This is a genomic window from Eggerthella lenta DSM 2243 (assembly GCF_000024265.1).
Lineage (GTDB): Bacteria > Actinomycetota > Coriobacteriia > Coriobacteriales > Eggerthellaceae > Eggerthella > Eggerthella lenta.
On sequence record NC_013204.1, the window covers coordinates 451,125 to 476,691 of the forward strand.

Genomic DNA, 25,567 nt, shown 5'->3' on the forward strand with positions numbered 1-25,567 from the left:
ACAGGGGTACGTTTCAGAAAGGATGATCGGCATGATTTCAAGAATCAACTTGCTCAAACGGAAAGAGGGACTGACTGCTGAGGAGTTCGCCGCGTATCTGACGCAGGCTCATGGGGAGCTTCTGGCCACGATGCCCTTCCTCAAAGGGTGCGAAACGAACGTGGTGGTGGACAACGAGCAGCGCTCGCCGTTCGACCGCGGCTCGACGGAAATCGACGGGTACACCGAGATGTTCTTCGACAGCTACGGCGACATGGTGCGCGGCATGGCCGCTCTCGAAGAGGCGCTTGCGACCGACTACGCCCAGTTCGCGGCTCCCGGCATCCCGGCTCTTGTGGCGGTGAAGAAGGTCGACACGCCGGTTCCCGCCTATCTGGACGACGTGAAGCTGATCAAGCGCATGTCGTTCCTCGGGCGAAAGGACGGCGTGAGCGCGGCGGTGTTCCAGGACGAGTGGTGGCAGATGCATTCCGCGCTGGTCAAGACTATGACGGGCTATGCGGGGTACAACCAGAACCTCGTCATCGACCGCATCGTGGACGGGGAATCGGTGCCGTTCGAAGAGCTGCCCATCGAGGGCGTGGTGGAATTCTGGTTCGAGAACATGAAGGCGTTCGACGAGTGCTACGGATCTCCGGCCTTCAAGCGCACGGGCGCGCACGGCACGGAGTTCATCGACAACATCACGACCTACTTGGTGGAGGCGCAGCCTATCGCGATGGCGTAGGCCGCCGCGCCGGGGGTTTCGAGAGCTGCAACCCGGAATCCCCGGCGCGCACGTTGTCCGGGGAGGGGTGCGAATCGATGTTGGATGGCAGGGGGCATGGGAGGTTCGAGAGCTACCGACTGAACGTCCGTGAACCCATTGCGAGCAACATGATCGTCTCAGGCTTTTTCGGGAGAGGATGAAACATGGTGGCAGCTACAAAGAAAAAAACTTCGTTAGCCAGGGCGGTGTTCTCGGGGAGCCTTGGGAATATGCTGGAATGGTTCGACTACGGGTTGTACGGGTACTTCGCAGCGATCATTTCCGCAGATTTCTTCGTTGCCGACGACCCGATCGTCGGGCTCTTGCTCAGCTTCCTGGTCTTCGGAACGGGCTTTCTCGTACGCCCCATCGGCGGTATTCTGATCGGCGCGTACGCCGACAAGCACGGAAGAATCAAGGCTTTGACGTTGACGATCCTGTGCATGGGCATCTGCACCATGCTCATGGGATGCTTGCCAACGTATTCCCAGGTGGGACTTTTGGCACCCATCCTGCTGACGGTGCTGCGCCTGCTGCAGGGCCTGGCAACGGGCGGCGAGTTCGGCTCTTCGCTGACGTTCATCTCGGAGTACGGAACGCCGAACAACAGGGCCTTCCTGTGCAGCTGGCAGCCGTTCAGCGTCGGTTGCGGCCTGCTCCTGGGGTCCACCGCGGGGCTGCTCGTCACCACGCTTCTGCCTGAAGCGGCGCTGTACGAGTGGGGATGGCGCGTGCCGTTCCTCTGCGGAATCCTGATCGCCTTCTACGGCGTGCACATGCGCAAGAACGTCCCCGATTCCCCTGAGTTCCTGAAGGCGAAGGCGGAAGTGAAGGAAGAGGACCATACGCCGGTCAAAGACCTGTTCCTGCGCTACAAGAAGTCCATCATCACGGTGATCGGGCTGCTCGTCGGCTCCAGCGCGACCTACTACATCCTGATCACCTATATGCCGACGTACATCTCGCAGTTCATGGGGACGTCGTTCTCGAGCGCGTTCGTCGTCAATACGTCGGTCATCGCGATCAACTTGCTGCTCTGTCCCATCGTGGGCCTGCTCATCGACAAGGTGGGAAGGCGGAAATGCCTGATCATCGGCTGTCTCGGGTTCCTTATCCTGTCTTATCCGGTGTTCTACGTGCTGATCCAGCAGACCAACGCTCTCTTGATGATCGGCTTGCTGGGAGTGCTGATCGTGTTCCAGACGATTCTCGCCGTCGCCATCGTGGTGGTTTCGGCCGAGGTGTTCCCCACCAAGCTCCGCAACAGCGGCATCGGCTTCTCCTACAATATCGCGGCGGCGGTCTTCGGCGGCTTGGCGCCCCTTGCGGCAACGGCGCTCATCGCGGCCACGGGCGATCGCCTGTCCATCACCTACTTGATGATAGGTTCCGTCCTCATAACGCTCTTGACCACGATCTTCCTTTTGAAGGGGTATTACGTCAAGGGAAAGAACGCGTCGAGCTAGCAAAGAAGCACGGGGGAGGCGATCCCCCGTGCTCCCTCGCGCGAGGATGGCGGATGGGGAAGAAGGGGGCATGGGCAGCGTAGGGAGACTCGCTCGCACTGCGAGAAGCGTGATCACCTTTTGCTTGGGCATAAGCTATATGGCGAACGTGCTCCTCGGATCGCCGCTGATCGACGATCTCAACCTGGTTTTGATGGCCGTTGTGATCGTCCTGAGCTTCGCGGCATCAACCGGGTCGGCAAGGACGATCGGAGCTCTGCTGTTCTCCTTGAGCATCGCTTTGCTGGTCTACTCGCAGGCGCCGCTCGATATCTGGAAGCAGGCGTTGCGGGAGAACGCGTACCTCATCGTCATGTTCATCATGGTGCCGCTGCTGGGGATTCCCGTGCAACATGGAGGATACAGCGAGTCGTTGCGCGGGATGTTCGCTCGTTACGCGAGCACCGGCAGCCGGTATTATGCGCTGGTGAGCATCATGTCCGCGTTCGTCGGCGTGCTGATCAGCATTGCGGCAGTTCCGCTGACCTACGAGATGTCCCGAGCGAGCCGCCACAGCGACGACAAAAAGCTTCTCAGCTCGGCGCTCAGCCGGGGGTTCGTCACCTGCATGATATGGGCGCCGACCTCGGCGACCATCGCCCTGGTCGTTCAGCTGACGGGCATCGATTGGGTGGACTTCTTTCCCTGCGCCCTTGCGTGCGCGCTCGTGGCGGGCACCGTCGGCTTCCTGATGACCCTCGCGAGGGAAAAGACGGCCGATGCCCCTTCCGGCAGGGTGGAAGAGCCCGTCGGCGCTTTCGATGCGAGGAAAGTCGTCGAGCTGGGCGCAGGCGCTTTGCTGCTGATCGCTTCCATTGCGACGGTGTCCCAGCTGGGCGGGCTTTCGATCATCATCGTCGTCGCCATGGCGTCGCTGGTTTGCCCCGTCGTGTGGATGGCGATCGTCAAGCGATTGCCGACGTACGTGAAGGAGTTCAAGGGTGACTATTTCAACAACAAGCTTCCGCAGGTCAAGAATCAGATACTGCTGTTCGCCGGAGCCGGGTTCCTCGCGCAGAGCATCGGCTACTCTCACGTGGGCGATGCCATGGCCGAGGTTCTCTTGCAGCTCACCGGGCAAAACGTGCTGTTGCTCACCATAGCGATAATCGCCGTCACCCTGGCGACCTCGGCCGCCGGCATCCACCCCATCGCGGTCGTCGCCGTGGTGGGAGGGGCAATCAGCGCTTCGGAGTGCGGCGTTACGCCCGTCTACCTGGCTCTCGTCTTGTCGATCAGCTGGGCCATGGGAAACGCGCTCAGCCCCGCATCGGCGAACGTCATAGCCGTTTCCGATATGGTCGGGCAGTCGCCAATCAAGGTTGGCTTGCGGTGGAACGGGCCTTACGTGCTGGTGACGACGACCGTGCTGATCTGCGTTCTCACGCTTTCGAGGGCGGTGGGACTGCTGTAGGCGGAGGCCCAAACATCGCCGCCCAACAGGGGTTTACCACTTACTTACAGGTGCCCTTATGACTTTAAAGTGCGTTATTGAGGCCGATTTCGAATCATCATAGTATGCGGGTATGCAGAGGTCGCGAGCCGCCCGAGCTCTTTGGACGGGCCCCGGCGCGGCAGCCGCCGCGATGCGGCGATGTTCATGCAGGCGAGGCGCTGGGGGCGCCGAAATTCGTAGCCGTTCGCACGTTCGATTCAGGGAGGATGATCGCATGATCAGCAGATGTGGATTGATGCAGAAAAAAGACGGAATGGGCATGGAAGAGTTCAAGGACTACTGGCTGAACGTCCATGGTCCCATCGCAAGCAAGATGGCGAATCTGCGCAAGTACGACCAGCACGTCGTAGTCGATGCCGAGCATCGCCATGCTATCGGACGGGGTTCGGTGGTTATCGACGGGTATTCCGAGCTGCAATTCGACAGTTACGGCGACATGGTCGAGGGCGTGGAGTCGCTGCACGGCGAAGGAGCGAACGATGTCCCGATGTTCGCCAACCCCCATTGCCAAATTCTCGTGCTGGCCAAGCGCGAAGTCATTCGGATCCCGGAGTACCTGCGCGGCAGGAAGCTCATCAAGCGCGTGTCGTTTCTCGGTCGCGCCGACGGCGTTACTTCCGAGCAATTCGTCAAAGAATGGTGGAACGTGCACGACCGCTTGGTGCAGACCGTTCCCGGGTGCGTGGGGTACAACCAGGATCTCGTCATCGACCGCATCGACGGCGGCGTATCCGTTCCGTACGAGGAGCTTCCTGTAGAAGGCGTCGTGGAGATGTGGTTCGAAACGAAAGAAGCGTTCGACGAGTACTACGCTTCCCCCGAATTCGCGCGCGCCTCTGCGCACAGCTCGGAGTTCATCGGGGCGATCAACACCTACCTGACCGAAACCTATCCGGTTGCCTTGCCGTCTGCATAGGAGCCTGCGATCTTCCGTCAAAAAAGCTGCGTTTCAGTAAAGAAGAAGCACGAGAAAAAGGATCAACGATATGAAAGCTTACGAGAAGTTGCTAGAGCCGATAACCATCGGTACCCACCAGTGGAGAAATCGCATGGTCAAAGCGCCGTCGTCCGCGATGTCGTGGGATCCGGGCCAGTTCTGCAACGAGAGGATCATCGGCCTGTACGATGCGATTTCCAAGGGCGGCGCTTCGGCGATCATCTTGGGCGGCATGATCTGCGACGATCCTGCCACCTTGATCGACGATGCCGACGGCGGCGTGTACACCGTGGAAACCTACCCGCTGGGCGGTTTGTACGATGACAAGTTCATTCCCGGCCTTTCTCAATTGGCCGACGCCGTGCACGGGAACGGATGCGAGCTCATCGCCCAGATATTCCAGAACGGTGCCGCCATCAAGACCAAGGGCGGAGCCTGGTGCTCTTCCACGTTGACCGCAGACGAGCTCCCGAGCCCCGAACCGTACTGCAACCCTACGCGCGGCCTTTCGCTCGAAGAGATCGAGGCGTTCAAAGATCGCTACTTCGCAGCGGCCGAGCGCGCCAAGAAGGCCGGTCTCGACGGCATCGAGGTGCACGCGGCGAACGGCTACTTCCTGCTGAGCTTCGTGTCGCGCGTATGGAACCATCGCGACGATCAGTACGGTTGCCAGTCCGTCGAGAACCGCACGCGTTTGGTATGCGAGATCATCCGCGGCGTGAAGGAGCGGTGCGGCGAGGACTTCATCGTGGGCGTTCGCACGAATGGCCAGGAATACGGGCATCCCGATGCCATCACCATCGAAGAGGGCGTGGAGATCGCGAAGTTCTACGATGCTGCCGGAGCCGACTACATCAGCGTGACGGGTTACGGCTACGGTCCGGTTCCCATGCAGTTCGCTCTGGACTACTGGATGTACCCGTCTCCCGACGAGGATATGAAGCAGTTCCTCGATCGTCTGGACGGCGAAGGCCTCTCCATTCCCCCCGCTGCCGCCATCAAGCAGGCCGTGTCGGCTCCGGTGTTCGGCGTCGGCTTCGCAACGCCTGAAAAGGCCGAGGCGGCGCTTGAGAAGGGCGAGATCGACCTGGCGATGTTCGCACGCGCTCTGTGGGCCGACCCCGACATGCCCAACAAGATCGCGGAAGGGGCACCCGAGGACATTCGCCGTTGCAACCATTGCGCAACGTGCGACGAGCTGCGCATGAACGAGACGCCGCACCGCCGTTGCCGCGTGAACCCGGCGTTCCTGCGCGAGCGGGAAATGGCCGTCGTGCCTGCGGAGACTAAGAAGAAGGTGCTGGTGGTAGGCGCTGGCGCCGCGGGTCTCGAGGCTGCCCGCGTCGCCGCCGAGCGCGGCCATGAAGTCACGCTGTGCGAGAAGGAATCCGTCCTGGCCCTCGAGCTCAACCTGGCCACCATGGTGAAGGGCACGGTGTGCGAGAACGTCCCTGCGCTCATCGATTGGCTGACGTCTCAGGCCAAGAAGACGCCGGGGCTTACCATCAAGACCAAAACGACGGTGACGCCCGATTTCGTGCGCGCCATGAAGCCCGATGCGGTCATCGTCGCGACGGGAGGCGTGTACGGCGCGCCCGACGTTCCGGGCATCGACTTGGGTATCGTCTCCACGGTTCCCCAGCTCACCCGCTTGGCCGAAAAGCCGCTCAAGCTCTTCGGCGCAAACGCCATCAACAAGCTCTCCCAGATCGCCCTGCCGGGCATCGGCAAGAACTGCGTCGTCCTCGGAGCTCAGATCGAAGGCGTGCAAGGCGCGATCTTCCTGCGCAAACGCGGAAAAAACGTCACGGTGCTCGAAGATTTGGACACGGTGGGAGAGGGGTTGCCGCCGCGGTACAAGAGCAGGTCGCTTAAGTGGCTGCGGGAAAACGACGTGGAGACGATCACCGGCGTCGAGTACCGCTCGATCGACAAGCGCGGCATCACGTACGTCAAGGACGGCGAAGAGCGCTATCTCAAGGCTGACAGCATCCTGGTGTTCAAGTCTCCCGGTTCCGGCCTGAGCTTGTACGACCAGCTGAAAGACCTGGCCCCCGAGGTGTATCCCATCGGCGCATGCCAGGGACCCGGATCCACGCTCATGGTCGACGCGGTGGGCCAGGGCCGAGCCGTCGCCCTGAAGCTGTAATCGCGAGACGAAGGGAGGGGAGTTTGCATGAAAGGCTTCGAGAAGCTTTTGTCTCCGATTGAGATAGCGCCGAATTTCGTGTTGAAGAACCGGATGATCAAGGCTCCTCAGTCGTCGTGGCGCTGGAACGAGGACTGCACCGCCGACGGCAGCGATGCCATCGCCATGTACGAGAACATGGCGGAAGGGGGAGTTGCGGCTATCGATGTCGCGGCCATACTGTGGGAACCTGCGGGAGGCATCTACCTGGGCGCTTACGACGACAGGTTCATTCCCGGCATGATCGAGCTCAACGAGGCCGTTCACAAGCACGGGTGCCTCACCATCGGTCAGTTGCATCATATCGGTCCTTCGGCCGGCCCGACCCCTGACGGGCCTCCCCCGATCTCGTCCTCTACGTTGTCCGAGGACGAGATGCCGGTTCCCAAGCCGTGGTGCCAAGCCCCTCGCGGCCTGACGGTCGAGGAGATCCACGAGAAGCAGCGCTTGCAGATCGAGGCTGCCGTGCGGCTGCAGAAGGGCGGGTTCGATGCCGTCGAGGTGCACGTGGCTCACGGGTACTTTCTCGACAGCTTCGTCAGCCCGCTTTGGAACAAGCGCGATGACGAATACGGTTGCCAGAACGTCGAGAACCGCACGCGCATCGTGCGCGAGATCATCGAAGGCATCCGCGAGGCGTGCGGCCCCGACTTCGTCATCGGCTGCCGTCTGAACGGGCGCGAATTCCATCCCACGAAGCAGGGTATCACGGCCGAGCAAGCTGCCGAGAACGCCCGAGCGTTCGTGGAGGCCGGCGCCCAGTACATCAGCATCGCCGGATACGGGTACGGTCCCACGCCGTTTCGCTACTGCCCCGACTACTTCCCGTACCCGGAACCCGATCCGTTCATGGAGCCCTTCATGGACGAGTACCGCGGGGTGGGTCTGTGGACGGCCGTTGCTCGGCGGATCAAGGATGCTGTGGACGTGCCGGTCATCACGGCGGGCCGCATGGACGAGAACTTGGCAGAGCGCGTGCTCGAAGCCGGCGATGCCGACGTCATCGCGCTCGGCCGCACGCTGTGGGCCGATCCGTGGTTCGCGCGCAAGGTGGACGAGGGGCGTATCGACGAGATCATGCGTTGCACGCGTTGCGCGAGCTGCGAAGATCCGGTCACGCAACCGCGCATCTGTCGCGTGAATCCCACCTTGGGTCAAGAGCGCCAACTAGCCGCCAAGCCGGTGGCGAAGAAGAAGCGCGTGATGGTGGTAGGCGGCGGTCCGGCGGGCATGGAATGCGCGTGCACGCTCTCCGAACGAGGGCACGAGGTGACCTTGTACGAGAAGGCGGGCGCTTTGGGCGGACGCATCAAGCTGGCGGCCATGATCAAGAGCGGCGGATGCGAAGAGGTCATGCATATCTTCAACCACTTGACCGCCATGATCGAGAAGTCTGACGTCGAGGTGAGGCTGAAAACCGAAGTTGACGAGCAGCTCATCCGCCAAGAAGCTCCTGATGCGGTGGTCGTGGCCACTTCGTCGCCGTATCGCATCCCCGATATTCCGGGCATACATCGCAAGAACGTGTTCACCATCCCGATGATGTCGAAGCTTGCGCAGGTACCGCTCAAGATGTTCGGTCCGGACAAGCTTGCTTCGATGAGCGAGAAGTTCTTCCCCGTAGGCAAGAGGATCGTGATTTGGGGTGCAGGCGCCGAGGGCGCTCAATGCGCCGAGTTCATGCGCAAGCGCGGCAAGGACATCGTGCTGGTCGCCGAAGATGGGGATGTGGGCGGTTTGATTCCGCTCAAGTACAAAGAACGTATCGAGCCGTGGTTCAATCGCGCAGGGGTTCGTGTTGTACGCGATGCCACGGTGGCTGAATTCGGCAAGCAAGGGGCGCTGCTGAGGTTCTCGCAGGGGGGAGAAGAGCTGGTGCCGTGCGATTCCATGATGGTCATGCTGCCTGAGCAGCGCGACCCGGCGTTTTTCGACATGGCCGCGTCGCTCGTCGACGAGGTGTACGAGATAGGCTCGACGCTCGGCGGCGAGAACGCGTTCCTCAAGCATGCGTTCGCCGACGGACGCCGCGTGGGCTGTCTTCTGTAAGGCATCATCCCGTGTCCCGTCGTGTCAATGCGCGCGACTCGGCGGGACACGGAGTGCATGAAGGGAAACCGGAAGCGACGCGAACCGAGGGAGGTGACTGCCGGGCGAAGCCAGGGTTTCGCACGAGACGGACCGCTGTTCGTTTCGGAATGCAATTTCGAAGGTAAACAAGGAGGAAAGAACAATGTCGGTTAAAACTTATCGTCGCGGGGTCATCCTGATCTGCGCGGCCTTGTGCGGTGCGCTGACGGCGTCGTTGAATATTTGGAGCATCTTCCAGAAGCCCCTGATGGAAGCTTATGGCTTCTCGCCTCAGTCGGTGTCGTTCGCCTACACCATCGTTATCGCTATGATCGGTTTGAGCGGTCCCATCGGCGGATGGCTGCAGCGCAAGGCGCCTGCGCATATCATCATGACCGTTGCCGGCATCGGCTTCGGCCTGGGCTGGTTCCTGACGGGCTTTGCCAGCACCATCCCGGTGCTATACATATCGTTCGGCCTGCTGGTAGGCGTGTGCGACGGTATTTGCTACAACCTTGCCCTCGCTATCGCTACGCGGTGGTACCCTGACAAGCGCGGTTTCGCCAACGGCGTGGCTCTGGCCATCATGGCCATCTACCCGTTGTTCACGGCTCCTATGGGCAACATGATCATCGAGAACTTCAACGTGAGCATCGCGTTCAACATCGTGGGCGTGTTCTGCATCGTCGGCTTCATCGTGTTGTCCCGCTTCCTCAAGATGCCTGCTGCTGATTTCAAGCCCGAGGGTTGGAATCCGCCGGCCGAGAGCGATACGAAGCGCGTGAAGAACTACACGTCCGGTCAGATGCTGAAGACCCCGTTCTTCTGGACGCTGCTGCTGTTCTTCGGCACCGTTGCCTGCACCGGTTGCGTGATGCTGTCCACGGTTTCGCTGGTGGGGCAGGTCCAAGCCGGCATGGATGCTGCGACGGGCGCGCTCATGGTGGGCATCTTCGCCATCGCCAACGGCACGGGCCGTTTGGGTCTCGGCGCCATTTCCGATAAGTTGGGGCGTTTCCAAACCATGTTCGTCGCCGTTGCGGTGACGGCGGTCATCCACCTGTTCCTGTTCGCTAATGCAACGAGCACCGCGATCTTCATCGTGGAGGCATGCATTCTGGGTATCTGCTTCGGCGGCATCATGGCCATCATGCCGTCGGTATGCGCCGATGCCTACGGTCCCGGCAATGCGGGCCAGAACTACGGCTTCATGTTCATCGGCTACACGCTGGCCTCGTTCATCGGCCCGGTGGTTTCCGCCAACGCGCTTGCCACCACGGGCAGCTACAGTTCTGCATTCCCGTTCCTCGGTGCCCTCTGCATCGTCGGTCTCGTGCTGCTGTCGCTGGCGTGGATGTTCTTCAAGAAGATGAAGGCTAAGGACGCCGCTGAAGCGTAAAACGCGTATGTGCTGGTCGGATGCATCTTACCAATAAGTGAGTTGCGCACTTTCAAGTGCGTTGTTGAAGGCGCCCAACAGCTGCCGGATACTAAAATTCCCGAACGATCTGAGGAAGGGGTAGGACATGATTTCCAGGATTAGCTTGCTGAAGTGCAAAGAAGGGGTTTCCGAAGAGGCGTTTCGCGAGGGCATGATGGGGGATGTGCGCGACGTGATCGCCCGCATGCCCCAGCTGCGGAAGTGCGAGATCGATTTCGTGACCGATCGCCAGCAGCGCTCTCATCTGGGTCGCGGCGCCATCGACATCGACGGCTTCATCGAGATGTTCTTCGACAGCTACGGCGACATGCAGCAGGCGATGGACGAAGCGGGGGATGCTCTGCTGGCTGCTCTGGAGCCGCTCGTGGAAGAGCCCGTTTCCACGCTGGTTGCGGTGAAGAAGGTGGACACGCCCGTTCCCGCCTACCTCGACGGCAAGGCTATCAAGCGCGTGTCTTTCTGCGATCGCGCGGAGGGCGTCGATGCCGCGACGTTCCATGACGAGTGGTGGTACACCCATTCCCTGCTGGTGAAGCTGATGAGCGGGTACTGCGGCTACAACCAGAACCTGGTCATCGACCGCATGGTCCAAGGCGCGTCCGTCCATTACGCCGACCTGCCGGTCGAAGGCATGGTGGAGTTCTGGTTCGAGGACATGGACGCGTTCGACGAGTGCTACAGCACGGTCGGTTTCAAGCTGCGCGCGAGCGTGCACGCAGCGGAGTTCATCGGCACCGTCACGACGTATTTCGTCGAAGCCGTGCCTGTGGAGCTGCAGAACTAGACGAAGTTCGGACTGCATCGCGAACTCGGCGTGATGCAGTCCTTTTTGGAAGGGGAGCGTTGCTATGAAGTCAAAGCGAGCAGAGTTTTTCGATGATGCCGTTGTCTCGGGTCCTGATCAAAAGGCTTTCGAGGAGAAGATCTACGCCGAAGCGCAGGCCAAACGTTGGCCGCGCGTAGCGGAAGGCACGGGTAAATTCGAAGGTCAGGTGGTCATCGTGACCGGCGCCGCGGGCGGCCAGGGCGAGATGGAAGCCAAGATGATCGCCCAGCAAGGTGCCAAGGTGTACATGGCCGACATCGAAGAAGAGGGATTGAAGCGGGTCGAGGCTGCCATCATTGCCGACGGCGGAGAAGCCGTGGCGTTTCCGATGGACGTTGCCGACGAAGGCTCCTGGCAGGAGCTGGTGAAGAAGGTCGTGGACGAGAGCGGTCGACTGGACGTGCTCGTCAACAATGCCGGGATGTGCCAGAACGGCACCGTCCTCACCGAGACCCGCGAGTCCCTGAACCGCATCATGGACGTGGATTGCTGGGGCGTGTACAACGGCATGCACTATTGCGCACCCGCCATCATCGAAGCGGGCGGCGGCACCATCGTCAACACGTGCTCCTACCAAGGCACGCATTTCGGACCCGGGAGCTTCATCGGCTATGCCATGGCCAAGGCCGCAGTCATGGGCATGACGCGCGCCGCCGCCACCGACCTCGGGACCTACGGCATACGCGTGAACGCCGTGAACCCCGGCCTTGTGCTTTCGGGGATGACCTTGCCGCGCGGCCAGAACCGCAAGGGTCTGGTGGACGCCTCGTCGATGAAGCGTTACGCGCTGCCCGAGGAGATTGCCTCAGTGGTCATGTTCCTTGCTTCGGACGATTCCAGCTTTATCAACGGCGAGTTCATTGCCGCCGATGGCGGTGCCACGACGTATCTTCATCTGGCGACGGCCGACGCAAAGTAACGGCGCGTTCTGCGTCGATGAAGGCGTGCGCCAAAGGGGGAGGGTTGGCGCACGCCGATCGGCGCGCTCGCGGTAACTCATTAAGGAGAAGGGGTGTGTCATGGCTCGGTTCGATAACAAGATCGTGCTGGTCACGGGTGCGGCGAACGGTATCGGGCGTTGCATGGTCAAGTGTTTCCTTGCGGAAGGCGCCGAGAAGCTGGTTGCCGTCGACATCGAGCACGATACGTTAGAGGATGCGTTCGGCGACGAGGATCGCGTTCATACCATACCGTGCGATATCACCGATTACGATGCCGTGCACCGCATGGTCGACGAGGCCGTCGAACGCTTCGGCCGCATCGACATCCTCATGAACAACGCGGGCATCAGCATCAAGGACGGGCAGAAGTACGGTATGCTCACCTGTCCTAAAGATGCTTGGGATCGTGTGATCGCCACCAACGTGAACGGGTCGTTCTACGTGGCGCAGGCCGTTGCCCAGGCCATGGTGGCGAAGAAGACGAAGGGCGTTATCGTGAACACGTCTTCGAACACCTTCCGTTTCATACCGAAGTACCTTGGCGCGTATCCCGCATCCAAGGCGGCCATCGCCGTGTTCACCAAGCAGTTCGCAAAAGAGCTTGCCGAATACGATATACGCGTCAACGCGTTTGGACCCGGTACGACGAAAACCCGCATGAGCGAGCCGACGCGTTTGAACCCGCACATGAACGAGCAGTTCTTGAACGATATTCCCATGCACCGCTACGGCGAAGTGAAGGAGGCCGTGGATGCGGCGCTGTTCCTCGCTTCGGAAGAGTCTTCCTTCATGTTGGGGGAGATCATCTTCGAGGATGGTGGGCAGAGCCTCTAGCTGTGCGTTAGATTAGGAGGACGACAATGGAAAGAGAGCGGTTTGTTGACAAGATAGCCCTGGTAACCGGCGGTGCCAACGGTCTTGGGCGCGGCATGGTCGAGCAACTCGTGAAGGAGGGTGCCCAGGTTGCCATCTTCGACATCGAGGACGATACGATGGAAGAGGTGTTCGGGGGCAACGATCACGTTTTCTGCGTGCACTGCGATGTGCGCGACTACGATCAGGTGCAGGAAAGCGTGCAGAAGGTCATCGATCGATACGGGCGTATCGACGTTTTGATGAACAATGCCGGCATCTGCCATCGGGAGCCGTTTCTGGAGTGCAGCAAGGAGGGATGGCTCGATGTGATGGCCACGAATCTGAACGGCGAATTCTACGTCGGCCAGGCTGTTGCGCGCACGATGGTCGAGCTTGGCGTGAAAGGCTACATCGTGAACACGAGCTCGAACAGCTCCCGCAAGACCATCGGCGGCATCACCCCCTATTGCCCCTCGAAAGCCGCCGTCAAAATGCTTACGCAGGTGATGGCGCTCGAGCTGGCGAAGTACGGCATTCATGTGAACGCGATAGCTCCCGGCACGTCGAAAACGCGCATAGCCGCCGGGACGATCAACGATCCTGAGCGGAGCGCTGCGTTCTTGGCGAAGATGCCCTTCGGACGCTACGGCGAAGTTCGCGAGACGGTCGACGTCGCGCTGTTCCTGGCTTCGGAAGACGCTTCGTTCATTACGGGCGAAACCATCTACAACGAAGGCGGTTTCAGCTTGACCTAGGAAGAGGGAGTTATGGCAACTGTTGAGGAGCTTGAGAAGCGCATCGGGGACTTGGAGGACATGAGGGCGATCGAGCGGTTGCAGGCCGAGTATTGGGATACCCTCGATGCCAAAGACTGGGATGGCCTGAGGGCATGCCTTGTGGAAGATTTCGTGTTCGTCAACAACACGACAGGAGGGCTCTACGAAGGACGAGAGGGGATGCTCGCCACGATGCGAGCCAAGTTCGCAGACGGCGTTACGTCGAGCCATCAAGGACACCATCATTGGATCGAGCTGACGGGCGAAGAAACGGCGCGTTCGCATTGGTCGCTCCAAGACGATCTGTACGACGCGCAGCGCGGAGGCGAGTTCGTGGGCCGTGCCCATTATGATAACGAGTACGTGAAGATCGACGGACGATGGTACTTCGCCAAGATGTCGCTGACGTATCTGCGGGGCGAGGCGAACATCAAAAAGCGCTACGAAGACTGCGCGAACGCCTACCAGGTTTTCATGATGTGAGGGTTGGCTTGATGAAGACCCTGTCCAACGAAGGGAGCGAGCACGTGATTGTTCGGTGCGGATTGCTTAAGAGGAACGACAAGTTCACCCAGGAATCGTTCTCGCATCATTGGCTGCATATCCACGGGCCGATTGCTGCGGGAATGAAGAACCTGCGCGTTTACAACCAGAATCTCGTCATTGACAACGAGCATCGTCACCCGATTATGGGAGGCGCCATCGATATCGACGGGTATTCGGAGCTTCATTTCGATACGTACAGCGAAATGCTCGAAGGGGTTCAGTCGTTGGATGCCGAAACCGGTAACGCCCTTCTCGACGACGCCGAGATCCTTTTGCAGAAGCGCTTGTGCGACATCCTGGTGTTTTCCCGCAACGTGGTGCGCGAAGTTCCTCCGTATCTGCGGGGAAAGAACCTGGTTCATCGCGTGTCGTTCTTGAATCGGGCGGAGGGGGTGAGCGTGGCCGAATTCCGTCGAGAGTGGTGTTATGCTCACGCGAAGCTGGTGGAGGCTGTTCCCGGCCATGCGGGCTACAATCAAAACCTCGTGATCGACCGATTCGTAGACGGGGCGAGTGTTTCCAGCGAGAAGCTTCCCTGCGATGGCATGGCCGAGTTCTATTTCGAGGACATGGATGCCTTCGAGTGCTTCTATGATTCCAAGGAATTCCAACGATTGACGGCTCATGGATCCGAGTTCATCGGCTCGGTTGACACCTACCTCGTCGAGACCCATCCCGTCGTGGCCGGGTCGGCGCGCGGAGGGTACTGCCTATAGGCTGATAATGCGAGACGGACCGACAGCCCGCTTCCTCGGAGGCGGGCTGTCGGTTTTTGAAGCGAAGCGAGGGGTTTGTCTCGCCTCGCTCCCGTTTCGACCGCTCCCTCGCTCCGAGTTGTCCCCGAATGGCAAGCTATGACAAAGTTTGTTTTGGAGAACTTGGCTTTTTGCGAGTGGTGGAATTCGTGACCTGGCCTTATAGGGAGGTCTTTTCCCCGCGGTCGGCTCGAGGCGCTCCAAACTGCGTCGAAGATCGTCACAGGCCCGGTTTTGCGTCCGCACGCTCAGCGAGCGCGGAGAGAAAACGACGAAGACTCCGCTGTTGGTGGCGGAGCCTTCGCGGGGAGGGGACGCGCGATGAAACGTGCGGTTACGCTTTGTCGCCCAGCACCTGGCCGACGGTGTAGCCCATAAGACAGTTTCGGGTGTGGCTCAGGCAGTTCAGGTTGTGCGGATACGTGTTGAAGAACATGCCGCCCGACGTGAGGCCGATGGCGAACAGGCCGTCGATGGGCTGGCGATCCTTGTCGAGCACGCGGCACTCGGTGTCCACCAGCAAGCCGCCTGCCGTGCACAGACCGTCGGCGAACTCCTTCGTAGCGTAGTAGGGCGGCGTGTCGATGGTCATCATCATCTCGCCAGGGAAGTTGAAGTCCTCGTCCTTGCCGGCGGCGGCCATCTCGTTCCAGCGCTCGATGGTGGCGACGAACTGGGCCTCGGGCACCTCCATGAGCTTCGCCAGTTCCTCCAGCGTGTCGGCCTTGAGAGCCTTCTCGCTCATGGCGGCCGCGGTCCACACTTCCTTCGGGCCGTAGCACGAGGAGCTGGGCGTCCAGATCTTGTCGATCTTCTCGCCGATGGCGCTGTCCACCACGTAGAAGTCGTACGTGCCCGGTTGCGCCTGGATGGCCAGCGCCAAATGCCCGTACGGCTCGTACTCGGGCGTGAAGCGCTCGCCCAGCTTGTTCACGCGCAGATACGGCATGAGCTGCTCGGGGTCCAGCATGATGGCGTGCGGGAACTCGTCTTCGGCGGCGCCCACCGCCAGGCCCATCTGATGGCCGTCGCCGGTGTTGCCGAACGCGCCCGTCAGCCAGCTGCCCGGCACGCCGCGCGGACGGCAGCGCTCCTTGAGCATCTGCTGGTTGAACTCGTAGCCGCCGGTTGCCAGCACCACGCCCTTCGCGCAGTTGTACTGCTCAAATCCCTGGTCGCTCTGCACGATGACGCCCGTCACCTTGCCCGAGTCGTCGGTGACCAGCTGGCAGGCGGGGCAGCTGTAGCGGATTTCCACGCCGGCCTGCTCGAGGATGCCGGCGAGGATGCCCGCCAGCTCGCCCGGAGGGTAGGGCAGGTTGAGCGACGTGTTCCACGAGCGCGACAGAGAGGTCTTGTCCCATTCGTCGCGGAAGTCGGGAAAGTCGCCCGCGGCGAACGTCAGCGGGTAGTCGTCGAGGTTCTGGTTGTCGAAGTGGCTGATGTACCAGTCCACGGCTTCGCCGTTCTTCTCCAGCCAGTGGCGGTACAGCTCCATGTCGCCCTGGAAAGCGCAGTCGATCATGGCGTCGCTGATCCAGGCATCGGTGTCGTAGGTCATGCCCCAATGCTCGTGCAGTTTGGAGTTCGTGCCGCCGATGGTGGCGGAATTGTAGTTGCCGGTGGTCTGCTTCTCCACGGCCACCGTCTTGAGGCCCTGTTCGGCGCAGGCCAGCGCCGCCGCGTCGCCGGCGGGGCCGAGGCCGCACACCACCACGTCCACGTCGTGCGTGGCCACGATATCGCTTGCTGCGATGGGCTCGGCCACGAAGGCGATCTTGCCCTCGCCGGCGGCGCCCACCTCCACCTCTTCCACCACGGGCCACACGGCCTGGGCGGGGTCGGTGGTCTGCATGGCGCCTGCCGAGGCGCTGCCGGACGCCGAGGCGCCGGATGCGGTTGCCGCGTTCGCGGCATCGCCCGTCGTGCTTTGCGGCGCGCAGCCGGAGAGTCCCGCGAAGGCGGCGAGGCCGGCCGTGGCGGCCGCTCCCGTCAAAAACGAACGGCGGCTGAGCGTGCTCTTGTCAGGCTGGTTCATGGTTCCTCCCTTGATCGATTGAAGCCGCAACGGCGGTCGACGTGTTCGGCCTCGTGCCCCTCGGCGTGGCTTCCTTGCATCACAGCATGGCAAACGACGGGTCGAGCCGCATCTGACGAAACGGTAGATTTTTGCATTTTCCCAGGTGAGCGTCAATTGTTGTCGCGTCCTGACGAGCATGCATGCGGTAGGATACCCGTAAGCGATCTGATGGGCATGCGCGAGGCTGGGGAGGGGGCGCATGATGCGCGCAAACAACATGAGGGTGGTTTTAGGCTCGGCGCTGCTGTGGGCGTGGGGGTTTCTCTGCTTTCTCAGCCCGGCGCTGTTTCCCGAGCGCGGCGGTCTCGATGCGAGCATCGGCTTGGAGTACGGGTTCTTCGCGTCGCAGGCCTCGGTGCTGGTATGCGCCGGCGTCGTGGTGCTTGTGTCGCGCTGGCGGCGCTTCATCGTGAAGCGTGGGGCGTTCTTCGTCGCGGCGCTGCTGGTTGCGCTGACTACGCTTGTGCTGACGTGGGCGGTGCGCGCGGATGCGCTGGCCGTGATCGTGGCTTGCGGGGTGATTGACGGCGGTGCCGTCATGCTGCTGGGCGTGGCGTGGGGCGCCCGCTACTCGCTGGGCTCTCAGCGCATGCGCTCGCTCGTGGTGCTGTCGTTCCTGGTGGCGTATCTGCTGTACCTCGTGGTGGCGCAGATTCCCGGTCCGACGAGCATCGCGCTCGTCTGCGCGCTGCCCCTGGCGTCTTGGGCCTTGTGGCGCAGCGATGCGGTCATGCGCCATGAGCTGTCGTCGGAGGTGTTCCCCTCGCGTGCGGCGGCCGGGGAAGCCGCGACGCCCGGCGAGTTGATGGCCGGCTCGTGGGAGGCGCGCGTGCTTCCGTGGCGTGCCGTCAGCGTGCTGATCGCGGCCACGTTCATCGGCAACCTCATGGCGTCGGTGCTGATGGGGCGCTCGTATGCGGGTGTGGACAGCCTGTTCTTCGGCGGCATCGTGGTGTGTGCGAGCATCGCGACCATGATGCTCGTGCCCCTGACCGCGCGCCGCGCGTCGATTTCGGTTGACGGTGTGTACCGCATCACTGTCACGTTCACGGCGGTGGGGCTTGTCGCCATCATGGTGTTTGGGACGGCGGCCGTGCCCGTGGGCGGAGCGCTCGTGCAGGGCAGCGCGTTCTTCCTCCAGGTGCTCGTGTTCCTCGTCATCACCCAGAGCACGCAGGAGCTGGGACTGTCGCCGCTGCTGTCGTTCAGCGTGGGGCAGGGGCTCGTTTCGGGAGTGGTGTTTGCCGGCAACGTAGTGGGCAAGCAGGTGTACGCCCTGTTCGGTTCCGGCGATTTCGTGCTGGACGTGATGTGCGGCCTGGGGCTGCTGGCGTTGTTCTTCATGCTGGTGCGGCGTGCGGGCGAAGCAGAATCGGCAGGCGTGCGCCTCTCGGCCGACTCGCCGGCGCTCGTCGAGCCCTCGGGCGACCCGGGCGAGCCTGTGGCCGCCGATCCGGAGTCCGTCGTGCTCGAGCGCGCGACTCGTTTCGCGCAGAGCTACGGCCTGACGAATCGCGAGACCGAGGTGCTGGGCTATTTGGCGCGCGGCCGGACGCTTCCCTACATCGCCGACGCCCTGTTCGTGACCACCGGTACGGTGAAGACCCACACTACCCACATCTACCGCAAGCTCGATGTGAACTCCCGCCAAGAACTCCTCGACCAACTGGACGCGTTCGGGTAGGGAGAGTTCTTGCGATCTACGACGTTTCCCTCAATACTGTAGTACATGTAATACGTCGAAGGGAGGCGCGATGGAGTCGGTTATGACCGTGCGGTTGAACGGCGATATGAAGGAGCGCGCTGCCGCGATCATGCGGCGTGAAGGCTACACGCCGTCCTCGGCCGTCAGGCGCCTGTTCGAATACACCGTGAAACACGACGGCCTTCCTTTCGAGAAGAGCGAGAAGCCCGATAGGGACGAGTTGCGCCGTCGCATCGAGGCGTTCGATCAGGTGCACACGAAGCGCCCCTTGACGATGTCCGACGAAGAGCTGCGGGAAGCGCGTTTGAAGGATCGCTATGGATTTGATGCTTGATACCAACATCATTCTCGACCATATCGGTCGACGCGAACCGTTTTACGAGCTGTCGCGCCGCGTATGCCTGCTGGGAGTGGTCCAGGAAGCGTCCACCTACATTAGCGTGAATATGCTGACCGACATCTACTATCTGCTGCGCAAGGACTACGGCAGCGATGCTGCCCAGGAGATGATCGAGCATAATCTGTCGTTCCTTCAGATCGTAGGGGTATCGCCGGAGGATGCAAGGCGGGCCCTCGGCTTGTGCTGGGCGGATTTCGAGGATTGCCTTGTCGCCCAATGCGCCGCGAAAATCAAAGCGGACTACATCGTCACGCGCAACGTCAAGGACTTCAAAGCGTCTCCTGTCGAAGCCGTCACCCCCGAAGAGCTGTTCGCCCGTCTGCGCGAGCAGGGCTTGGACTACGAAGAAGTGGAGTGGTAGCGCGTTCGAAAAGAAGCCCCGCGCGGTGGGAGAGCCAGCGATGCCCAGGTTTGGAGCGCGCTGGAGCCGAGGGAGGGAAGATGGCCCCAGCGCGTTCTGGGGAGAGCGCGGCCGGCGGGCATAAGCGCGAACCGGCCGCCGGGAATTCGGTTACGCTTCAGCGAGATCCTTGCCCAGCATGTAGGCGAAGGTGTTGCAGTTCATGCCCAGGTTGTGGCCGCAGATGGCGAAGTTGTAGCAGTTCGCGTAGCTGTCGCCCACCATGATGCCCAGGTTGTACAGGCCCTCGATCGGCTCGTTCTGCTCGTCGCACACCTGCATGTTTTCGTTGGTGCGCAAGCCGCCTGTCACGCAGAGGAAGTTAGCGGGGCTCATCTCGAGCTTGCAGCCGTAGAACGGTCCTTCCTTGATGGGCGCGAGGAGCGTCGCGCTTTTGTGGAAGTCGTCGTCATACTTGGCTTCGCACAACTCGTTGTAGCGCTCGACCGACTTCTTCGCGTTCTCGGGATCGAGCCCATCGAGTTGCGCGATAACCTCTTCGATGGTGTCGCCCTTGACGAACGTCCCTTTCTCCACATTGCTGTCCCACGAGGCGAGATACCCCTCGGGCGTAGTCGCGTTCTTGCCCTCGTTCTCCACGATGGTGGTGCCGAACGTTTCCCAGGTATCGAACCAGTTCGCGTAAGCGGTGTCCCAGATGCCGTAGCGCGTCATGTCGGGTTGCATCATCATGGCGTAGGTTCCGTACGAGAAGATGACGTCTTCGTTCGAGTAGCGCTCGCCCTTTTTGTTGAGCAGCAGTCCCGAGAAATCAGCGATAGACTGGCGGTAGGGCATGGGTCCCACGGCGTCGATCATCGGTGCGTTCGGAAGCGTTTGCTGCCAGGCGGCGCCCACCCACAGTCCCATCTTTTGGCCGTCGCCGGGGCCGAGGCCGCCGAACTGGAACATGGCGTCGTAATCAACTTCGTTGTACTGCAAAAGCGGTGCGACCCAGGAGCAGTACTTCGCCATCATGTCCTGGTTGGCGGAGAAGTCGCCCGTCGCCAGCACGATGGCCTTTCTGCCCACATATTTCACGTAGTTACCGTCGGGGTCCTTGGCGACGATAGCGGAAACGCGCCCGGTGTTGTTATCCTCTCGGATAAGGTATTGGCCGATAGTGCTGTAGTGTATCTGGCCGCCCTGCTCCTTGATCTTCTCTTCGTACATGGCGATGACGAGGTTCTCGCCCGTGGCAGCGCCCGACTCTTTGCCGTCGGCCTGCTCCACCCAGTTATGGGAGCCGGGGTGCGCCGTGAACACGCCCTCGGTGTCGGTGTAGCCGATCTCCATCGTAGTGGTGTAGCCCTTCGCTTCCATGAGATCGATGAGCCAGTTCATGGTGGAGGCGCTGTTGTTGATCCACTTGTACCATTTCTTCTGGTCCACGCGATAGCCGTTGCGCGCCAGCTCTTGGCGGATGAAGCCGTCGATGGTGTCCTTCGTGTAGTCGGTAATGCCCAAGCGCTCGTGGAACTTCGTGCCGATGCCGTGGTTGGAGCCGCCGCGCGCAACTGGTTGGGAACTGGCGGCGAACAGGATCACGTCGGCTCCCTCTTCCGTAGCGGATGCCGCGCAGGCCAAGCCGGAGACACCTGCGCCCACGACGATGATGTCGGCCTCGTAGGCTTGCGCGATCTCGCTGTCGGCTACGGGTTCGGGCGCGATCTCGAACGCCCAGGTCCCCTTGCTGATGGCCTCGGCGCTCAACTGCCCTGCGGTGCCGGAACTTGCCGAAGCGTTCGACGATGCGCCGCCGCTCGCGCCGCCCCCGTTCGCTGCGCAGCCTGCCAATCCGAATGCGGCGGTACCCGCACCTGCGAGCATCGCGCCTTTGAGGAAGCTGCGGCGGTCGAACGCCGTTCCCTTGGTGATCATACGGTCCTCCTTACCCCGAGCATGCGGTATTGCATGCTTGTTCAACGATTCGCAGTGTACGAATATCCCGTCGGCAAACCTCACATAGCATGGGTGAATTTCGCCGTTTTCACCCACGGAAGGGGGTGGGGAAGGTATGGTGGCATCATGGGAAGAGCATCGGGGAGGGTGCCATGTTGAGGAAGATCTCGCGCGCGTTCGACGCATACAGCGTCGGGTTCGCTATCTACCTGGTTTTGAGCTCCACGTCGGCTTGGGGTTTGCTTCATATCGCATCCATGACGTCGCTTTCGTTCAGCGGTATGAGCGGCGGCGAGACCGCACGGTCTATTGGCTACATCGGCATTTTGTTCGCGTTCGGGTTGGGGTGCCTCTACTTCCCGTCCCAATGCAAGCGCGATACCACCTACCATTCCACCGTGTGCCTTGCGCTGGGATATGCGGGGCTGTTCGCGACGGTATTCGTGCAGAACGCGGCGCTGCAGAACCTTTCGGCGTTTCTTGTCGGAGCGGGGTCGTCGCTGTCCTTCGTGATGTGGCAGCGGCTGTTCGCCGAACAGGGTGCGGACGATGCAGCGCGCCGGATCATCGTCGGATCCGCATTGTCGGCGGTGTTCTACCTTGTCGTGACATGCATCGCTTGGTTTTGGCTGTACGCGATCGTGGTGTTCTGCGTTGTTGCGCTCAACGCGCTGTTCCTGCGACGCTGCCGCGGCAACGTGTTTCAGCGGGAGCCTTCGGGCATCGTTGTCGGGCAGAGCGGTGGCACGACGCTTGCTAACATCGTGTCCAGCACATGGCGCTACATGCTGTGCATTGCCGCAATCGGGTATGTCGGCGGGGTTTCGCGTATGTTCGCCCAGCAAAGCGGAAGCGATTCGTCTGTCTTGAACGTGACGCTGGCTCTTGGCATGCTGGTTGCGGCCGGCGGCCTGGCTTTGGTGTGGGACAAGGTGCGAGGTCGTCTGTCGTTTCCAGCGGTGTACACCGCGGTGTTCCTTGCGGTGATGACCGGCTTTTTGTTTCTGCCGTTCTTCGATGCGGGCTATCGCATGTTGTTCGCCGGGATGGCGAACGCGGCATTCTCGCTCGTGTCTATCTTCATGATGGTGACCTGCATCAAGATCGCCCATTTGCGCCAGGTGGACCCTATAGCCGTGTTCGGCGTGTTCTCGAGTATTGTGTACGGCGGGGTGTTGATCGGTCGCGCGGTGGGCGACGCTTTGGGACGGACGTACGACATCTCCCAGATTCTCGTAATTGCGCTCATGTCGACCTACGTACTATCGTTCGCGGGGGTTGTGGTCAACATGCGGCGCAAAGGAAAGGTTGATCGGGAGTTCGACCCGATCGGGGGAGCCGCTGAATCCGAGCCTGAGGGCAAGGAGTTCTCGGGCGAAGGCGGCGCGGTTGCGCGCCCATCGGACGAGCGCCCTGCGCCCCGTCCTCTTGTGCGCAACGTCATCGTGGCGCAGGATATGGTTCCCGTGTACAGCCGTCTGCTAAAAAAGACCTACGGGCTGTCAAATCGCGAGACCGACGTGCTTGAGCTGATCATGCGCGGTCGCGATGTGGCGCGCATGTCGGAAACGCTGTTCGTGTCGGAGAACACCGTGCGCTCGCACTGCAAGAACCTGTACCGGAAGCTCGATGTGCACAATCGTCAGCAGGTTTTCGACCTGGTGGAAGAGTTCAGGAAGAGAGAGGAATGCGATGTCGATTAAGATGAAGCGCCTGGAAGAGGTTGCCTGCGTATTCGATGATCGGTGCGCGCCCGTGCGAGGGGCGCAGCGGTTGCTGCGGAAGGGGCCGTACCGGCTTTATGTCGAGACGGGTTTCATCCCCTTCGACGATTATGCTTTCGATGGACGGTTCCTCTTGCTGGGATCAGTGTGCAACGTGGAGGCTCCCAGCGGGTGTTTGCAGGTGACGGAAGCACGTGGAAAGTTTTCGGCGACCGATTTGTACCATGTGGTTGCATGCGACGACGATGCCGACACGGTTTATCTGCGTCACGTCCTATCGCGCATCCCAGCTGCCAAGCATGCGGACATGAGTGGGCATACCGTGCGGCTCACGGAGAGCAGTCTGCGACATATTTCCGTGCCGTGGCCTGATGCGGACGTTCGTCGCGCCGTGGCGCGGTATCTGGACGAGTGCGAATCGCGCTGCCGTGACCTTGCGGCACGTAATCGAAGCTTGTTCGAGGAGGGGGTCGAAGCTTATCGTGAAGCCGCGAGACGCTCTTCGAAGACGATGAAGCTGGGGAACGCGTGCGCTATGCGCGAGGGCTCGTTCCTTCCGGCTGAAAAGCGCAGTGCGAAGGGCGCGCTCCCGGCCGTCTCTTCGCAGGGCGTTATGGCGTACACCGACGAGGAGGGCGTACGAGAGCAGTGCGTAGTCGTAGGGCAGGCGGGGCAATACCTTGTGGCCCGCATGATGCCTGAAGGCGCGTATCCTTTGGTCGACACGATTGCCTTGACGACGGATGCGTCTGACCCTTTGACGGTGGATGCGCTCGTGTTCGCGCTCGCCTCGCTCGGTATTCGCCCGCGTCTTCGCGTTGTCGATCGTGCGGTGGAGGCGCTGGCGCTTCCGCTCGAGGAGCTTGTCGCGTTAGAGATCCCCTTGATCGAGGAGGGCGAGCGGGACGCGCGATATTCCGAGATGCGGGCGATTCTGGAATCGATCGAAAAAGGAGAGCGCGAGGCGAAAGAGGCGCACGCAGCCGCCAAGGTGCTGGTTGACGGCTTGTTTGCGGGACGCGAAGAGGCGCTCAAGCGCTTTGTGGAACCCGCGCCGCATGAGGTGCTTGAAGCGCTCGTTCAGGATGTGCGATCGGATCTCGCCCATGTCGAGGGCGTTGCGGCGTCGGCGTTCGATGCGGCGTGGGAGGTGCTGCCGTTGCTGTTCGTGCGCTTGGTTGACGACGGCGCGGCTTGGGCGCGCGTTATCGCAGCCGAGGATACGCCGGCTCAGATCGATGTGGAACTGGAGCGTTTTGCGGCCCAGGACGAGGGGCTGTCGTTCTTGAGCGGTTTCGCCTTGAGCGCATCGTCGTTGGACGAGTCTTCGCAACGACGCATGATCGATCGGATAGGCGATCTGCGGCTTGACGGCTATAACGGGGAATTGCTCCGTTGGCTCGCTCTTGGAAACGAACCCGAGCCGGACGCGCCGTGCCCCGCTGCCGTGAGCGATCTCATGGCGCGTATTGCGCTAGCGTTCAATCCCTCTGCTGCGCAAGCATACGATCCTTGCTTGGGTGTCGGTGATACGCTGGCGGCGCTTCGGCGTTTTGCCCCGACGATTCGCTGCGGCGGCCAGACCGTCCGTTTCCCCGATGCGCTTGTGGCGAAGCTGGCTGCGCGCTGCGAAGGGTGGTTCTTCGACGACGGTGCGTTGGCGGTGGGATCCGCGCTGGTCGAAGACGAACTCGCGGGTAAGCTCGCTGATGTGATCGTGTCGGTGCTGCCTCCCAATCAGGGAGAATGGACCGACCATGCACCCGATCCCAGCGACACGCGTTGGGCGTTCGGCGTTCCTCCGCGGAATAAGGCGAACCTTGCGTGGGTGCAGCAGGCGTTTGCCCATCGAGCACCGGGCGGCATCGCGGTTCTGGCGGCCAGTAATGCCGTGCTGCACGAATCGCGAGGCTGCGAGCCTGGAGTACGTGCCGCCCTGATCGAATCGGGATGCGTTCGTGCAGTCGTTTCACTTCCAGGGGGTCTGTTCAGCGACGGGAGGGTTCCTTTCAGCATCATCGTTTTGGGCGACAAGCGCTCAGTGCCTTTTGAAACCCTGTTCGTCAATGCCCTGGAATACGGCGTGCCGAACGTGACGAGGGCGGGGCGCGGGCTTCCGATGGATGCGCGCGATCGCGTCGTGTCGACGGTGGAGCGGTGGATTGCGACCGGGTCGAGCGTATTCATCCCTGGATTTGCGCGCAGCGTGCCGGAAAGTGAGATTGTTGCGCTGGGAGACCTGACGCCTTGGTCGTACGTATAGCTACGAAAGAGCTTGGAAGCCGCAGGTTCGAAAACTTCTTGAAACATTT

General features: G+C 61.3%; 20 protein-coding genes. 18 read left to right on the forward strand and 2 right to left on the reverse strand.

The window, feature by feature from the left end:
• Positions 1 to 31: 31 nt before the first annotated feature.
• The 13 genes from ELEN_RS01785 (at position 32) to ELEN_RS01845 (ending at position 15,005) form a co-directional block, all read left to right on the forward strand.
• Entirely contained in the window at positions 32 to 727 is a 696-nt protein-coding gene (locus ELEN_RS01785; RefSeq protein ID WP_015759930.1) for an EthD domain-containing protein, read from the forward strand.
• Between the two features lie 185 nt (positions 728 to 912).
• The gene (locus tag ELEN_RS01790; RefSeq protein ID WP_015759931.1) at positions 913 to 2,214 is read left to right on the forward strand and encodes an MFS transporter; all 1,302 of its coding nucleotides are present in this window, start codon (positions 913 to 915) and stop codon (positions 2,212 to 2,214) included.
• A 139-nt stretch (positions 2,215 to 2,353) separates the two neighbouring features.
• Entirely contained in the window at positions 2,354 to 3,667 is a 1,314-nt protein-coding gene (locus tag ELEN_RS01795; protein ID WP_229026872.1) for a C4-dicarboxylate ABC transporter, read from the forward strand.
• A 256-nt stretch (positions 3,668 to 3,923) separates the two neighbouring features.
• Complete coding sequence (locus ELEN_RS01800; protein WP_015759933.1) at positions 3,924 to 4,625, forward strand: EthD family reductase; 702 nt, start codon at positions 3,924 to 3,926, stop codon at positions 4,623 to 4,625.
• A gap of 70 nt (positions 4,626 to 4,695) precedes the next feature.
• Positions 4,696 to 6,795: an oxidoreductase gene (locus tag ELEN_RS01805; protein WP_015759934.1), complete on the forward strand. Its 2,100-nt coding sequence runs from the start codon at positions 4,696 to 4,698 to the stop codon at positions 6,793 to 6,795.
• A 27-nt stretch (positions 6,796 to 6,822) separates the two neighbouring features.
• Positions 6,823 to 8,883: an oxidoreductase gene (locus tag ELEN_RS01810; protein ID WP_015759935.1), complete on the forward strand. Its 2,061-nt coding sequence runs from the start codon at positions 6,823 to 6,825 to the stop codon at positions 8,881 to 8,883.
• A 184-nt stretch (positions 8,884 to 9,067) separates the two neighbouring features.
• The gene (locus ELEN_RS01815; protein WP_009305954.1) at positions 9,068 to 10,303 is read left to right on the forward strand and encodes an L-lactate MFS transporter; all 1,236 of its coding nucleotides are present in this window, start codon (positions 9,068 to 9,070) and stop codon (positions 10,301 to 10,303) included.
• Positions 10,304 to 10,430: 127 nt separating this feature from the next.
• Entirely contained in the window at positions 10,431 to 11,129 is a 699-nt protein-coding gene (locus ELEN_RS01820) for an EthD domain-containing protein (RefSeq protein ID WP_009305955.1), read from the forward strand.
• A 64-nt stretch (positions 11,130 to 11,193) separates the two neighbouring features.
• Entirely contained in the window at positions 11,194 to 12,090 is an 897-nt protein-coding gene (locus tag ELEN_RS01825) for an SDR family NAD(P)-dependent oxidoreductase (protein ID WP_009305956.1), read from the forward strand.
• Positions 12,091 to 12,190: 100 nt separating this feature from the next.
• On the forward strand, positions 12,191 to 12,946 hold the full coding sequence (locus ELEN_RS01830) for an SDR family NAD(P)-dependent oxidoreductase (RefSeq protein ID WP_009305957.1): 756 nt from the start codon (positions 12,191 to 12,193) through the stop codon (positions 12,944 to 12,946).
• A 26-nt stretch (positions 12,947 to 12,972) separates the two neighbouring features.
• On the forward strand, positions 12,973 to 13,722 hold the full coding sequence (locus ELEN_RS01835) for an SDR family NAD(P)-dependent oxidoreductase (protein ID WP_009305958.1): 750 nt from the start codon (positions 12,973 to 12,975) through the stop codon (positions 13,720 to 13,722).
• A gap of 12 nt (positions 13,723 to 13,734) precedes the next feature.
• Positions 13,735 to 14,226 carry a nuclear transport factor 2 family protein gene (locus ELEN_RS01840; protein ID WP_015759936.1) on the forward strand — a complete coding sequence of 164 codons (492 nt, stop codon included), beginning with the start codon at positions 13,735 to 13,737 and terminating at the stop codon, positions 14,224 to 14,226.
• Between the two features lie 44 nt (positions 14,227 to 14,270).
• The gene (locus ELEN_RS01845; protein ID WP_041691694.1) at positions 14,271 to 15,005 is read left to right on the forward strand and encodes an EthD domain-containing protein; all 735 of its coding nucleotides are present in this window, start codon (positions 14,271 to 14,273) and stop codon (positions 15,003 to 15,005) included.
• A 373-nt stretch (positions 15,006 to 15,378) separates the two neighbouring features.
• Here ELEN_RS01845 and ELEN_RS01850 read toward each other — a convergent pair whose 3' ends face one another.
• Positions 15,379 to 17,082 carry an FAD-dependent oxidoreductase gene (locus ELEN_RS01850; protein ID WP_015759938.1) on the reverse strand — a complete coding sequence of 568 codons (1,704 nt, stop codon included), beginning with the start codon at positions 17,080 to 17,082 and terminating at the stop codon, positions 15,379 to 15,381.
• 241 nt (positions 17,083 to 17,323) lie between these two features.
• Here ELEN_RS01850 and ELEN_RS01855 point away from each other — a divergent pair, with 241 nt between their 5' ends.
• From ELEN_RS01855 to ELEN_RS01865, 3 genes are all read left to right on the forward strand, one after another.
• Positions 17,324 to 18,808 carry a helix-turn-helix transcriptional regulator gene (locus ELEN_RS01855; RefSeq protein ID WP_015759939.1) on the forward strand — a complete coding sequence of 495 codons (1,485 nt, stop codon included), beginning with the start codon at positions 17,324 to 17,326 and terminating at the stop codon, positions 18,806 to 18,808.
• Between the two features lie 70 nt (positions 18,809 to 18,878).
• Positions 18,879 to 19,163 carry a type II toxin-antitoxin system RelB/DinJ family antitoxin gene (locus tag ELEN_RS01860; RefSeq protein ID WP_015759940.1) on the forward strand — a complete coding sequence of 95 codons (285 nt, stop codon included), beginning with the start codon at positions 18,879 to 18,881 and terminating at the stop codon, positions 19,161 to 19,163.
• A complete protein-coding gene (locus ELEN_RS01865) occupies positions 19,147 to 19,590 on the forward strand; it encodes a type II toxin-antitoxin system VapC family toxin (RefSeq protein ID WP_015759941.1) in 444 nt (147 codons plus the stop codon). Before ELEN_RS01860 ends, ELEN_RS01865 begins: the two co-directional genes overlap by 17 nt.
• A 150-nt stretch (positions 19,591 to 19,740) precedes the next feature.
• Here the strand turns inward: ELEN_RS01865 and ELEN_RS01870 are convergent, their stop codons facing one another.
• On the reverse strand, positions 19,741 to 21,510 hold the full coding sequence (locus tag ELEN_RS01870; protein WP_015759942.1) for an FAD-dependent oxidoreductase: 1,770 nt from the start codon (positions 21,508 to 21,510) through the stop codon (positions 19,741 to 19,743).
• A gap of 173 nt (positions 21,511 to 21,683) precedes the next feature.
• On the opposite strand from ELEN_RS01870, the gene ELEN_RS01875 reads away from it, so the two are divergent.
• Together ELEN_RS01875 and ELEN_RS01880 are read left to right on the forward strand one after the other, a co-directional pair.
• Entirely contained in the window at positions 21,684 to 23,234 is a 1,551-nt protein-coding gene (locus tag ELEN_RS01875; RefSeq protein ID WP_015759943.1) for a LuxR C-terminal-related transcriptional regulator, read from the forward strand.
• Positions 23,224 to 25,518 carry an N-6 DNA methylase gene (locus ELEN_RS01880; protein ID WP_015759944.1) on the forward strand — a complete coding sequence of 765 codons (2,295 nt, stop codon included), beginning with the start codon at positions 23,224 to 23,226 and terminating at the stop codon, positions 25,516 to 25,518. Before ELEN_RS01875 ends, ELEN_RS01880 begins: the two co-directional genes overlap by 11 nt.
• Positions 25,519 to 25,567: the final 49 nt, after the last annotated feature.